The following is a 13,309-nucleotide window of genomic DNA, read 5'->3' as shown; positions in this document are numbered from 1 at the left end:
CGTTATTTGTAACTGCGTTGTTTCAGTTCTACATATTCAAATTCAAGATCTTCTTTGTGAAGCTCTTCCACCAGCTGTCCATTCAGGCCTTTAAACTCCCATGCCGAGACATAAGAATACTCCTCGTCATTTCGGAGGGCTTCTCCCTCTTCGGTTTGATGCTCTTCCCGCAGGTGGCAGCCAGCCGACTCATCACGGTCAAGCGCATCTTCAGCCATCAGTTCGCCGAGTTCAAGGAAGTCAGCCACACGCCCGGCAAATTCGAGATATTTATTGTAGTTGGTTGCCTCCCCGGGCACGCGAACATTCTGCCAGAAGTCCGCCCGCAGATCCCGAATCTGGCTGATTGCTTCTTTCAGACCCTCTTCGTTCCGGGCGATGCCCACCTTGTCCCACATAATCTGGCCCAGCTCGCGGTGATACTCGATCACACTTTTCTCCCCGTTCACATTCAGTAACTTGTCAATATGGTTTTGGGCATTCCGGGCCGCCTCGTCAAACGCATCGTGACGAGTATCCGCTTCCGCCAGGTCGTTGCCGGCAATATAGTTGCCGATGGTGTAAGGAATGATAAAATACCCGTCAGAGAGTCCCTGCATCAACGCGCTTGCGCCAAGCCGGTTGGCGCCGTGATCTGAAAAGTTTGCTTCGCCGGCGACAAACAGGCCGGGTACATTGCTCATCAGGTTATAATCCACCCAGAGACCGCCCATGGTGTAATGCACAGCCGGGAAGATCCGCATCGGAACCTCGTAGGGATCATCCCCGGTGATATTCTCATACATCTCGAACAGGTTCCCGTATTTTTCCTCGATCGTCTTCCTGCCGTCGCGTTCAATGGCATCCCGAAAATCGAGGTAAACCGCACGCCCCGTGGGTCCCACGCCCATGCCGTCGTCACAAACCATTTTGGCATTTCGCGAGGCGACATCGCGGGGCACAAGGTTCCCGAAGCTGGGATATCGCTCCTCGAGATAATAGAACCGGTCCTCTTCCGGTATCTGATTGGGAGGACGTTCATCATTCTTGTCGCGGGGTACCCACACCCGGCCATCATTTCGAAGGCTCTCGCTCATCAGGGTGAGCTTGGACTGGTAATCTCCCGATACCGGGATGCAGGTGGGGTGAATCTGCACATAGCAGGGATTGGCAAACGCAGCTCCCCGTTTATGGCAGCGCCAGGCCGCCGTTACGTTGGAATTTTTGGCATTTGTGGAAAGGTAAAACACGTTTCCATAGCCCCCGGTGGCCAGCACTACGGCATCGGCAATCCACCGTTTTATCTCCCCGGAAACCAAATCGCGGGTAATAATTCCACGCGCCTTGCCGTCGATCAAGACCAAGTCCAGCATTTCGTGCCGCGGATGATATTCAATTTTGCCTTCATGGATCTGGCGCATCATCGCCTGGTAGGCACCGAGCAGAAGCTGCTGGCCGGTCTGCCCGCGGGCGTAGAATGTCCTGGAAACCTGGGCGCCGCCAAACGACCGGTTGGCCAACAATCCGCCGTATTCGCGGGCAAACGGTACGCCCTGCGCCACGGCCTGGTCAATAATTTCGTTGGAGATCTGGGCCAGCCGATACACGTTGGACTCGCGCGAGCGGTAGTCGCCTCCCTTGATCGTATCGTAAAACAGGCGCCAGATACTGTCCCCGTCATTGGGATAGTTTTTGGCCGCGTTAATTCCTCCCTGGGCAGCGATACTGTGCGCTCGCCGTGCCGAATCCTGGATACAAAAACTCTGCACGTTGTACCCCAGTTCAGCCAGGCTGGCTGCCGCAGATCCACCGGCCAGACCCGTTCCCACAACAATGACATTATGCTTTCGCTTGTTGTTCGGGGCAACGAGTTTGATGTCATTCAAATGATTGGACCACTTCTCTTCTAACGGTCCCGAAGGAACTTTTGACTCTAGGTTCATGAATTAAACTCCATTTTATTTTGGAACGCTGATGATAAAGGCAGGGCTCTGCACCCGAACCCATTTCATCCGCGCTCTGTCAAGGTGATAATAATGCGCCCGATCCACCGGTAAAGTAGATGTACAAGGGGATAAAGATAAAGCCCACAGCCATCAAAACAGCGAAGATGATCCCCGCGGTATAAATAAGACCTGAAAACCTGGTATGCTTCATCGTCAGAGAGGTAAATGCGCTCCAAAAGCCATGCTTTAGGTGAAAGCCCAAAAGAATCATCACAAATGTATAGCCGAAGGCGTAAAGCGGACTTTGAAATTTTTCCACTACCAGCGCCTTCAGGTCGCGCGCCGGTTCACCGTCGATCATTACCGTCTCGGTAGCCCCGAACTTAAACGAGTCCAGGTGAACAATTAAAAACAGAAAGAGGACGATACCGGTAAAGATCATGCTTTTGGAAGCCCAGCTAACATGACTAGCTCCCCCTTTACTGTTGTATTCTTCATATCCCTCCGGCCGGGATTTCCGGCGTTTCAACCAGATCGAAACCCCGAGATAGGCGTGCAGCAGAAAGCCCACGACCAACACCGCTTCAATCAGGTACAAGATCCACCCAAGACTTTCAAGGGCATAGGTGTATTCGTTAAAGGCCTGCGGTTCCCCAAAAATCGTCAGATTTCCAATCAGGTGCCCGATAATAAAAAGAATAAGGCCAATACCTGTAACTCCGGTTAAAATTTTTCTACCAACTTGTGACTCTAGCGCTTGTAAAATTGATGGCATTGCAATCTGATCGGTGATTTTTCTTCTTAAAATAGGTAAGCCCAAACGTCGCGTTTGAACCCCTCTTCCCAACGCCTGAAAATGTAGCGAAATAACTAAAAAGGCAAGATCAGATGCCTCAAATAATTATAAACCACTTATTAAGAAAAAGTCTAAATTGGGTTTTGGTATTTGACAATTGGGATCAGTTATTTGTAGATAAAACTGATCGACAACCTTCTTTTCACCATTTAACCAACTGTTGAAGACTGTAGCCAAACAAACAACCGCCTCGTTTCGGGAGAAAGGCTCAAAATTTATCGGACACCTCTTTCCCTCGGAAACCAAAGACGAATTTAGCCGGCAGCTTTCCGGTATCACATCCCGGTATCCCGACGCGACGCATCACTGCTACGCCTACCGGGTTGACCCCACCGATCCACAGGAGTTCGCCCAGGATGACGGGGAACCTCGTGGAACCGCCGGACTCCCGATTCTAAACCAGCTCAAGTCGGCTGAACTGGTCAATGCCGGCCTGGTAGTCGTTCGCTATTACGGGGGCACGAACCTGGGAACGTCTGGGCTGATCGAGGCTTACGGGCACACCGCCCGATGCTGCGCCGAGAAGGCGGACCTGTTTACGCTCATTCCCACACTTAACATCGAGCTGCGATATCCCTACCATCGACAAAATGAGATCGATCAGCTCGCCTCAAGCTTTGACCTGACTGAACTGGACGCCACCTACCTGGCCGCCGTAACCCTTGTACTCGCATCGCCTCTGGACAAATCGGATCAGCTTACCCGGAAGCTGGACAAGATGGTGCACCTGGAAATTCAATATGAAATACTGGGAGAAAGTTTCGTGATTCATCAATAACTTATGCTTTACCCCGGGTTTTGCCAGGGGATAAAGTATTGCCACAGCCTCCTGAAAATATCAACATCCTGTTTCCCGGTTTCTTAACCAATCCGGGTTCAAAACCCGGACATCATCCCAATCCCAAATTGGAGCTGAAACTCTGGTAACCGCTCCTTACTTTAGCTTACTCAAATTCAACAATCAGATCCTATGAAGATTTATACAAAACAAGGTGACCAGGGGGATACTTCCCTTTACGGTGGCGACCGGGTGTCAAAATCGTCCTTGAGGATCGAGGCGTATGGAACCGTGGATGAGCTGAATGCCTGGGTCGGCCTGGCGCTGAGTGCCAGACTTTCTGAGAAAGGAACCGAAGTGATGACGAATATACAGGAGCACCTGTTTATATTGGGAGCCGATCTTGCCACTCCTCCTTCGGCAAAACCGCGTATTGAGCGGCTTGATGAACGTCACCTCCAATATCTTGAAACCATGATCGACGAAATGCAGAACGAACTACCGGCACTAAAAAACTTTGTCCGACCCGGCGGGGCAAAAGGTGGAGCTCACCTGCACGTCGCACGCACCATCTGCCGCAGGGCCGAACGCTCGGTCGTTCGGTGCAGCGAACAGGAAGCGGTTTCTGATTTCACGATTAAGTACCTGAACCGGCTGTCGGACCTCCTCTTTGTGGCAGCTCGCTACGAAAACCAACAGGCCGGGATCCCGGAAATCCCCTGGAAACCGGACCGGGGTGAGCAGGAATAACTTGGACCTTCCCGGCCACCAACAAAAACTGAATACCCAGACCCAAGACCCACGACTCAAGACTCAAGACTCAAGACTCAAGACTCAAGACGAAAAACACACAACACAAAACTCAAGACAAAAATATGGCCTTAATGATTTCAGTCTCGGGCATCCGGGGCATTTTTGGTACCGACTTAACTCCTGAAAATCTTGCCCGGTTTACGGCCGCCTACGGCACATGGATCGACCGCGGTACTGTCGTCGTCGGCCGCGATACCCGTGTTACCGGCCCGTTATGCGAGGACATCGTCTGCTCAACGCTGCAAGCCGTGGGATGCGATGTTGTCAAAGTGGGAGTCGTGCCCACGCCCACCGTAGCCATGTCGGTACTCGAGCAGGATGCCGATGGGGGCATTATTTTGTCCGCCAGCCATAATCCCGCCGAGTGGAACGCCCTGAAGCTGTTGAATGAGAAAAGTGAATTCCTGGATTCCGACCAGGGCCAGCAGGTTATTGAACTGTCGGAAAAGGGAACCTTCAACTACCAGCAGTATGAAACGATCGGGTCGGTATTTACCGACAAGCATGCGGTTGAAAAGCATATCGAAAAGATTCTCGATCTCCCCTACATCAATCCTGACAAAATCGCCGCGGCTGATTTCACCGTGGCGATCGACCCGGTAAACGGGACCGGGGCTGTCGCCCTCCCCCCCCTGCTGGATGCCCTGGGAGTTCATACCATTCACAAAATTAATGCGGCCCCCACCGGTATCTTTGCGCACAATCCCGAGCCCCTGCCCGAACATATGCAGGATATCTGTGCCCTGGTACGAAACAAATCATGTGACCTGGGTATTGTGACCGATCCCGATGCCGACCGGCTGGCACTGGTGACCAATACCGGTGAACTGTTCGGCGAAGAAAATACGCAGGCAGCTGCAATCGACTTTATGCTTGCCCGGCACAAAGGCCCTGTGGCCACCAACCTTTCCTCCTCGCAGGTGGTGGACGACATCGCTCAAAAATATGGACAGACCTGTCACCGCTCTTCTGTGGGAGAAATCAACGTAGTGAAGAAAATGCAGGAGATTGATGCGGTGATCGGGGGCGAAGGCAACGGCGGTGTGATAAATCCGGACCTGCACTACGGCCGGGATGCCCTTGTGGGAGTCGCCATGATACTGCAGATGCTGGCAGAACGAGGCATAACGCTGGCCGAATACCACCAGCAGCTGCCAAAATACCATATCAGCAAGAAAAAACTACAGCTCGACGGAATTGACGGTGACCAGGTGCTTGAGCGGGCCCGGGAGCGCTATGCCGATCAAAAACTCATTACTATTGACGGGGTGAAAATTCATTTCAGCGAAGGATGGGTTCACCTGCGAAAATCAAATACCGAACCGATCATCCGGGTCTATGCCGAGGCCCAAACCCGTGAAATGGCCGATGAGCTTGGAGGACGAGTTAAAAAAGAGGTATTAAAGTAAAAGTAACAGTTCTCCCTTGCTGGAGAGAAAAGTCCCCTCGGATGGGGCATGGTCAACGCTCGTTGTATATTTTGATCTTAAATTTCAATCTGCCTGCAGCTTTTTTATTTTAGATTCAATATTTCTTTTAATTGTAAATTTTATCCTCAAGTCAATTTTCCATGATAGTATCAATGACTGGTTTTGGGCGTGGCGAGGCCTCGGCAGACGGGTTCGCGCTAACCGCTGAAATTCGCGCTGTAAACAGCCGATATCTCGATCTTTCCATCCGCCTGCCACAGGAGATCCAGGAGAGGGAACTGGATCTTAAAGAAATTATCCAAGCGCAAATAAACCGGGGTAAACTGAATATTAATATCCGCCTCAACCAGGCACAAACCGGGCAGCCCGAGGTCACCTTCAACGAGGAGCTGGTTAAAGGCTACAAACGGCTGTTGGAAGAGCTCAGAGACTCCGCAAATATTGACGAACCGGTGACCCTGCGCAATCTCATGTCATTCAACGACATTTTTGTGAGTCGCGAACAGGATGAGGAGACGATCGAGAAAATATGGCATCTTGCCCGCGAAGCCACCGAAGAAGCCATCGTGCAGCTGAACCAGATGCGCCGGCAGGAAGGGCGGCAGCTGGAAAAAGACCTGCACCGTCGGGTTTCCAATATTGAAGAACTACTCAATAAAATCGCCGTACTCACCAAAGACCGCGCAGAAGAGGCGCGTGAAAAGCTCAAGGAACGGCTGGACGACCTGATTGATGATGATGCGCTGGACCCGGAACGGCTGGAGATGGAAGTGGCCATCCTTGCTGACAAAATGGATATCACCGAAGAGATCGTCCGGCTGCAATCACATCTCAAATTTTTCAGGGAGGCGCTCGAACAGGAGGAATCGGTGGGACGTCGTCTCAATTTTCTTTCCCAGGAAATTAACCGCGAAATCAACACCATCGGTTCCAAAGCCAACAGTTCCGAAATATCAAAACATGTGGTTCACGCCAAAGAAAACCTCGAACAGATCCGTGAGCAGGTGCAGAATATCGAATAGCGACTCAATGAATGTCGAATGCTTATGAAGTCGGAACAACACACCCCTGGACAGATTCAGTGCTGAATGCTGCCAAACAGATAACTTTTTGTATAAGACCATGACCTCCCGGGAAAACAAAAAAGGCAAAGTAATTATCATTGTAGCGCCGAGTGGGGCGGGAAAGACCACAATCGCGAATAAGCTGCTCAATGATATCGACAACGTAAAATTTTCAACCTCTGCCACCACCCGTTCTCCGCGGGAGGGCGAACAGGACGGCAGGGAGTATTTTTTCCTGAGCGATGAAGAGTTTGACAGGCGGGTGGAACGGGGTGAATTCCTCGAATGGGAAGCCTATGGAGAAAACCGGTACGGCACCCTGCGTTCAGAAGTTGATAAACTGGTGGAATCTGGCTATTTTCCCCTGCTTGATATCGAGGTCAAAGGGGCTTTGAATGTCAAAAAGATGTACGGCCCCGGCAGTGTTGCTATTTTTATCAAGCCTCCTTCGCTGGAAGAGCTCAAACGGCGGCTGCGCAATCGAAAGTCGGAAACCGAACAGGAGGTTCAAATTCGGCTGAAAGAAGCGCAAAAAGAACTGCAATACGCCGATGAGTTCGACCACGTTGTTATTAATGATGACCTGGATAAAGCGTATAGCCAGGTCAAACAAATTGTCACCAACTTTATCCGCTAACCGAGTAGTTTTATGTCCATACAAACATTAGATGTTGAAAAACTGAACAAAGATACCGGCAATCAGTATGAACTGATTGTTATCATGTCGAAGCGGTCTCGTCAGCTTGCCGCCCAGGAGAAACTTCAACTGGATGAAAAGCTGAAATACTTTGAAGGGTTCGAAGATGACGATGAATTTTCCTTCAACGAAGAGCAGGAAAACATTTCCAAGGAGTTTGAAAAACTGCCCCATCCCACCCAGCGCGCCGTTCAGGAGATGAAGCGGGGCGAAATCTATTTCCGTTATCCTCAGGACGAGGATTAACATATGCTTTCCGGCAAGCGCATCTTGTTGGGCGTAACCGGTGGAATAGCAGCCTACAAGGCTGCTTTTCTTTTGCGCGAATTTCAGAAGGCCGGGGCCGAGGTTCGTGTTGCCATGACCCCCTCGGCCACGCGTTTTGTTGGTGCCGAAACTTTTTCCTCCCTTTCCAGGCACCCCGTCGCGGTCGATATTTTTCCCGACAGTTCAGATTCCGGCGACTCCTGGACGCGCCATATTCAATGGGGGGAATGGGCCGACCTTTTTGTAATTGCGCCGTGTACCGCCAACACTCTGGCAAAAATTGTGCACGGGCTTGCCGACAATATGCTCACCTCAACGGTACTGGCAGCGCGTTGCCCGATCCTGATCTGCCCGACGATGGACGGGGAGATGTACCAGGCACCCGCCACACGGAAAAACCTGGAACAAGCACATAATTTGGGTTACCACGTCCTTGAACCCGAAGAAGGCTACCTGGCCAGCGGCCTGGAGGGCAAGGGACGTCTGCCCGAACCCCAGCAGATTCTGCAGTATTCCACTGAATTGATCTCTTCCGTCTATACGGGGGGAGTCCTGGCCGGCAAAACCGTCCTGGTGACGGCTGGTCCCACGCGAGAGCATATCGACCCTGTCCGGTTTATCTCGAACCCCAGCACCGGGAAAATGGGCTTTGCCATGGCCGAGGCCGCCCGGCAGCTGGGAGCTGAAGTGATACTTATTCACGGTCCGGTGCAGCTCTCCCCTCCAGCCGGAATGGAGACGATCGAAATTGAAACTGCCCAGCAGCTTTTTGAGGCGGTTAAAACGTATGCTGATGCTGATATTGTCATAATGTCGGCGGCAGTTGCCGATTTTTCCCCTTCCGAGTATCACGAGCAAAAAGTAAAGAAGGAGCAAGCAGAATCGGAGATCAAGCTCACCTCCACCCCCGACATCCTGTCCTGGCTGGGTCATAAAAAGCGAGACGGACAGGTACTGATCGGGTTTGCCATGGAGACGGAAAACCTGCTCGAAAACGCCTCCCGCAAGCTCAATGAAAAAAATATTGACTGGATTGTAGCCAACTCGCTCACTGAACCCGGAGCTGGGTTTGCCGTTGATACAAACGCCGTCCTTTTACTTGGAAACAGCCGGCAAGAGCAACTCAGCGGCTCAAAAAAAGAGCTGGCCCGGGAGATCCTGGATCTCATTTTTAATTCAAAATAGCAGTACACTGTCACAGTTTTAATTGCCCGGTTTGGCCCAGGTTTCGATCAGGTTACGGAAGGTATTACTGTAGAAAATGGCTGCTCGATCCCGTGGTACTCATCTTCTCAAAGATCAGCTCGAAAGTGGTGCCGTTTTCGGAGTCAATATGGAGTTCTCCTTCCAGCTGGTCCGTTAACTGGTCGATCAGGGTCATCCCCATGGAAGCCCGCCGCAGTTCCTCGAAATTGTCTGGCAGGCCGATTCCGTTATCATCCACCACCACATGCACTTTACAATTCTTCTCCCAGATACGTACATTCAGGTTGCCCCTCTTCTTTCCCTCAAAAGCGTACTTGAAGGCGTTCGTTACAAATTCATTCAACACCAGCGCGCAGGGGATCGCCTGGTTGATATTGAGATTGATATCCTCCACCTCCAGGTTGATCTCGATATCCTTGTCCGCGGTAGAGGTCACTTCATTGTTAAAGCCGATCAGCTTTTCTATATAGCTGCTTAGCTTCAGATGAGCAAAATTCTCGGTCTTGTAGAGGGTTTCATGCACCAGGGCCATCGTCTTAATTCGGAGCAGGCTGTCCCCCAGAATATCGGCCACATCTTCATTTTCCTCATTGAGAACCTGCAACTGTAACAGGGCCGATGTAATCGCCAGGTTATTCTTTACGCGGTGGTGAATCTCCTTGAGCAGTATCTCTTTCTCCTTCAGTGAATTCTGCAGTTTTCGCTGAACATTTTTTTGATCGCTGATATCGATGTAGATCCCAAATCCCGCCAGGGGTTCTCCCTCCAGGTATACCGGTATCGCTCCCACCAGCACGTCAACCGGGTCTCCATTCTTCGTAATACGGGTAAATTCTTTGATAAAATCTTCTCCCAATATTTCCTGTCCCGGCATTTTAGGGGCCGCGGCCGCCTCTTCTTCCGGAACAATAAAGTCATCGATATCCTCTCCCGCCAGTTCATCTTCCGTGTAGCCAAACAGCTGCTCGAATTTTCGATTAACCATTTTTACCTGGTTGTCCCGGTCCACCATTATCATGGCTACCGGCGCCCGCAAAAAGAGGTTCCGGAAAAGCTCCTCACTTCGTTTCAGATCCTGTTCGGCCTGTTTATGGCGGGTGATATCCCGCACGATCGCCTGGATGTAGACCCCGTCCTGCAGCACGATCTTGTTCAGGCTTATTTCCGTATCGATTAATCGCCCCTTTTTGGTAACGTGTTTCCACTCAAATACCTGGGGTGACCCGTTAAGTGTTTTGCGCAAATACTGACGACCTTTGCGGTCAGATTTGCTCCCGCCTGGCTGGACCGCCGGGGAAAAGACAAAGGGCGTCTGCCCGATAATTTCATCCCGGGAGCACTCAAAAAGCTCCTCCATTTTGCTGTTGCAGTCAACAATATTGCGCCCCTTGAGAATCAAAATGCCGTCATTGGCCCGTTCGTACAGTTTGCGGTACTTTCGTTCGCTGAGTTCCAGCTCCTCCCGAACACGTATGCGTTCAAGGATACGTCCCAGTTGACTCTCAACAGTCGCCATAATCTCCATCAGCTCCGGCTGCATCTCTACCGAATGCTCGCTGAAAAATTCCAGTACCACCGTAATCTCGTCCTGCACCTTCACGGGGAAGGCAAAACAGGTGCTTACAGGGAGCGATTTTCCCAGTTCTTGACGGATAAACGTTTCCTTGTGGGCTTCCAGGTTTTTCAGCCACAGCGGCTGCTCCCGGTTGATAACCGCCCCCAGGAATCCCTTGCCAGGCTCAACATCTGTTTCTTTTGACAGGTCCACGATCGCCTGGTACCGGTCGGGGTCCTTAAGGTACCATATATCCGTGCTCTCAAAACGCTGCGCATTGGCTCGCTGGTATACATGTCCCACCGGCCAGTCGATAAACGCGCAGATCTTCTTGACCGCCATCTTCAGGGCCTGGTCGTAATGGTTCAGATTCCCCACCGAACTGGAAAGCTCATTGACAAAACGGATCATCTCATTTTGCCGCGAAAGCTTTTGCTCCGCTTGTTTTTCTTGTGAGATGTCTTCGACGAATGTCAGCAGCATCCGGGCTTCTCCCTCCTCGTCGCGGAGTACCGAGGCGTGAATACGGATGTCGACCTGCGTTCCCCCGCGGTGGGTGATTCGCGTATCCAGTTGCCGGGCCGGTCGCCCGCCCTTTACTTCCCGGAATCTTTGTTCCAGTTTCTGCTTTACTTCAGAGGAAAACAGATCCATTGCAGACAATCTTTTCCCCAGCATTTCGTCGCCGGGATACCCCGAGAGCTCCTCTGCACGTTTTGACCATTCAACCACTTCCAGCCTGCTGTTCCACTTGATCATCGCAAGTGGATTTTCCCGGATGAGATGATCCAGCTCCCGGTAGGCCTCTTCCACCTCCATCCGCGCGTTTACCTCTTTTGAAATATCCAGCACCGACACCAGGCGCGAGCGGTATCCCTTGTATGGAAAAGCGTGCGAGGTAACCTGGACATGAAAAATTTCCCCATCTTTCTTTTTATGACGAAACACGCGGCTGCTGTTCAATCCTTCATTCAGGTGTTCCAGGGTATGGTGCAGCCTCTCGATCTCCTCTTCAGGCCGGATATCCTCCAGGTTCAGCTGTGTAAATTCATCAGCTGAATAACCGTACTTTTGGACGGCGGCGTGATTGACTTTCAGGATATTGAGCGTATCCATATCATAGAGCAACATGGGGTTTGGATGCCGCTCAAAGAGCAGGGCCTCGTTCTCCATCTTACGATAATAAACTTAATATTGAATTGTGTGCTGATATACCTTTGACAGGATCTGCATAACTATTTTTTAGCCGTTTACGACCCGTTATGTTTCTCCCGTTAAATACTTTTAATCCTTTTGTACCAACGTTCATTTTATTAATGCATTCACCGACACAGCATTCCTGAGAGAGTGGACGTCCTCCCGGCGATACGCTACTATCCCCCGATAATAACGTTATTAATCCCTGTCAAGACCGTCGGCAGGGCGTGGCGCCTGCGGCTCGTCTCCACACAAGGCTCGCATCGAGGCCCTGAAGCGGCACGGAATGTACCCCGCTTGGTCTTTCAATAGCCTCGCAATCTGTCGTCGATACTGTAGATGATAATGATATTCGGGAAATTCAGTATTCCCACTTGTACGTTCTGTGCGTTTTGTGATGTTTACATCCCAGCGCCTCCAGGCTGCGCTGCATAAGCCAGTTTTTTTCACTGACCCAAGCCCCCTCCAGGTATTTCATTGATGGAGCCGCTTCTTTTGTATACTGTATCCCCCGGGTAAATGTAAGCGCCTCCAGCCCCATCTTCCTGAATTTCGGACGGGTCCCGTATACCAGCGTCCGCAGATGCCTGGCGCGTCGTTTAAACCAAAAAAGCTTGGGATAATGCCACCACCGGAGCCGTCCGCCCGTTTCTTTCGAAACCTCATTCAGATCGGGCACACACACAATAAATGAAGCAGGTTCCCCATCTACAAATGCCAGCAGCACGCTTTCCGGGATAAGCACCGGTTTCAGTTTCCGGACCAGCCTGTTGATGGTCTCTTCCGTCAATTCTGTAAATTCCTGCTCCCGTTCCGGGATCTCCTGGTTGCTCCATGCATCGTTATAAATTTCACGCATGTACTGGGCATCCCGGTAGATATTATTCATGTCGATCGGGCGGAGTTCAACGCCGGGCTTGCGCTCAATACGGTCGGTGATCTTGACCATGCGGTCCGGCACCGGCTTGTCAAAATAACGGATGTAGCTCCAGTGATCGTCCAGTTTCTGACCCCCCGTCTGCTCCAGCAGGTCCTTGTAGTAGGGCGGATGGTAATACATACCGTAGATATTGGGATGTTCAAAATTTTCGACCAGCAGTCCCCAGTATGTATCATTTTCCCCAAAATTTATGGGTCCCCTCATCGCCCGGTACCCCCGCTTTTGATGCCACCGGCGGGAAAAATCGATAATCTCGTGCGCCAGCTCAGCATTATTTTCCATCTCAATAAACCCGATACCGCCCATCTTGGGCTCCAGCACTTTATCCCGCTCCGGGGTGTTCATCAGGGCAAACCGGCCCACCACCCGTGCACCGTTCTGTACGATAAAACGCTCACACTCCCCGGTTTTAAAAAAATCATTCTTCTCGGGATCAAAAATGTTCTCGAGTTCAAATCGAAATGGCGGAGCCCAGTAGGGGTTATCCCGGTAAATTCTAAAAGGCAACTCATGAAAAGCATCAATATGCTTTTCTGTTTGCACCTTCACAACATTAAAAGCCATGATATCTGTAGTATTTC

General features: G+C 51.1%; 11 protein-coding genes. 7 read left to right on the top strand and 4 right to left on the bottom strand.

All coding sequences use genetic code 11. The annotated features are described in order from the left end of the window. Positions 1 to 2 precede the first annotated feature (2 nt). On the bottom strand, positions 3 to 1,922 hold the full coding sequence (locus ACG2E4_RS04090; RefSeq protein ID WP_395260803.1) for a fumarate reductase/succinate dehydrogenase flavoprotein subunit: 1,920 nt from the start codon (positions 1,920 to 1,922) through the stop codon (positions 3 to 5). 79 nt (positions 1,923 to 2,001) lie between these two features. Next, positions 2,002 to 2,700, bottom strand: coding sequence for a succinate dehydrogenase cytochrome b subunit (locus ACG2E4_RS04085; protein ID WP_395260805.1), 699 nt, complete (start codon positions 2,698 to 2,700; stop codon positions 2,002 to 2,004). Positions 2,701 to 2,941: 241 nt separating this feature from the next. Between ACG2E4_RS04085 and ACG2E4_RS04080 the strand changes: the two genes are divergently transcribed. From ACG2E4_RS04080 to coaBC, 7 genes are all read left to right on the top strand, one after another. After that, positions 2,942 to 3,559, top strand: coding sequence for an IMPACT family protein (locus ACG2E4_RS04080; protein ID WP_395260806.1), 618 nt, complete (start codon positions 2,942 to 2,944; stop codon positions 3,557 to 3,559). Positions 3,560 to 3,751: 192 nt separating this feature from the next. Next, positions 3,752 to 4,309, top strand: a complete 558-nt coding sequence (locus ACG2E4_RS04075) for a cob(I)yrinic acid a,c-diamide adenosyltransferase (protein ID WP_395260807.1) — start codon at positions 3,752 to 3,754, stop codon at positions 4,307 to 4,309. A 125-nt stretch (positions 4,310 to 4,434) separates the two neighbouring features. After that, a complete protein-coding gene (glmM, locus tag ACG2E4_RS04070) occupies positions 4,435 to 5,781 on the top strand; it encodes a phosphoglucosamine mutase (protein WP_395260808.1) in 1,347 nt (448 codons plus the stop codon). A 161-nt stretch (positions 5,782 to 5,942) separates the two neighbouring features. Continuing rightward, the gene (locus ACG2E4_RS04065) at positions 5,943 to 6,824 is read left to right on the top strand and encodes a YicC/YloC family endoribonuclease (protein ID WP_395260810.1); all 882 of its coding nucleotides are present in this window, start codon (positions 5,943 to 5,945) and stop codon (positions 6,822 to 6,824) included. An 88-nt stretch (positions 6,825 to 6,912) separates the two neighbouring features. Beyond that, positions 6,913 to 7,503 carry a guanylate kinase gene (gene gmk, locus ACG2E4_RS04060; protein WP_395275767.1) on the top strand — a complete coding sequence of 197 codons (591 nt, stop codon included), beginning with the start codon at positions 6,913 to 6,915 and terminating at the stop codon, positions 7,501 to 7,503. A 12-nt stretch (positions 7,504 to 7,515) separates the two neighbouring features. After that, entirely contained in the window at positions 7,516 to 7,809 is a 294-nt protein-coding gene (locus ACG2E4_RS04055) for a DNA-directed RNA polymerase subunit omega (RefSeq protein ID WP_395260814.1), read from the top strand. 3 nt (positions 7,810 to 7,812) lie between these two features. Beyond that, positions 7,813 to 9,015: a bifunctional phosphopantothenoylcysteine decarboxylase/phosphopantothenate--cysteine ligase CoaBC gene (gene coaBC / locus ACG2E4_RS04050; protein WP_395275766.1), complete on the top strand. Its 1,203-nt coding sequence runs from the start codon at positions 7,813 to 7,815 to the stop codon at positions 9,013 to 9,015. A 64-nt stretch (positions 9,016 to 9,079) separates the two neighbouring features. Here coaBC and ACG2E4_RS04045 read toward each other — a convergent pair whose 3' ends face one another. Both ACG2E4_RS04045 and ACG2E4_RS04040 read right to left on the bottom strand, forming a co-directional pair. Next, positions 9,080 to 11,764, bottom strand: a complete 2,685-nt coding sequence (locus tag ACG2E4_RS04045; protein WP_395275765.1) for a PAS domain S-box protein — start codon at positions 11,762 to 11,764, stop codon at positions 9,080 to 9,082. Positions 11,765 to 12,149: 385 nt separating this feature from the next. Next, positions 12,150 to 13,292 (bottom strand): hypothetical protein, encoded by a 1,143-nt coding sequence (locus ACG2E4_RS04040; protein ID WP_395260818.1) that lies wholly within the window; start codon positions 13,290 to 13,292, stop codon positions 12,150 to 12,152. Between the last annotated feature and the right edge of the window lie 17 nt (positions 13,293 to 13,309).

Source organism: Halalkalibaculum sp. DA384, from assembly GCF_043951955.1.
Taxonomy (GTDB): Bacteria; Bacteroidota; Rhodothermia; order Balneolales; family Balneolaceae; genus JAMQKA01.
The sequence above is the reverse complement of the archived record's forward strand: the minus strand, read 5'-3'. Positions and strand labels throughout refer to the sequence as shown.

Excerpts from the sequence above, each read along its gene's own strand:
- ACG2E4_RS04090 (WP_395260803.1), bottom strand. The coding sequence starts at position 1,922 with ATGAACCTAGAGTCAAAAGTTCCTTCGGGACCGTTAGAAGAGAAGTGG.
- ACG2E4_RS04085 (WP_395260805.1), bottom strand. The coding sequence starts at position 2,700 with ATGCCATCAATTTTACAAGCGCTAGAGTCACAAGTTGGTAGAAAAATT.
- ACG2E4_RS04075 (WP_395260807.1), top strand. The coding sequence starts at position 3,752 with ATGAAGATTTATACAAAACAAGGTGACCAGGGGGATACTTCCCTTTAC.
- glmM (WP_395260808.1), top strand. The coding sequence starts at position 4,435 with ATGGCCTTAATGATTTCAGTCTCGGGCATCCGGGGCATTTTTGGTACC.
- ACG2E4_RS04065 (WP_395260810.1), top strand. The coding sequence starts at position 5,943 with ATGATAGTATCAATGACTGGTTTTGGGCGTGGCGAGGCCTCGGCAGAC.
- ACG2E4_RS04055 (WP_395260814.1), top strand. The coding sequence starts at position 7,516 with ATGTCCATACAAACATTAGATGTTGAAAAACTGAACAAAGATACCGGC.
- coaBC (WP_395275766.1), top strand. The coding sequence starts at position 7,813 with ATGCTTTCCGGCAAGCGCATCTTGTTGGGCGTAACCGGTGGAATAGCA.
- ACG2E4_RS04045 (WP_395275765.1), bottom strand. The coding sequence starts at position 11,764 with ATGGAGAACGAGGCCCTGCTCTTTGAGCGGCATCCAAACCCCATGTTG.
- ACG2E4_RS04040 (WP_395260818.1), bottom strand. The coding sequence starts at position 13,292 with ATGGCTTTTAATGTTGTGAAGGTGCAAACAGAAAAGCATATTGATGCT.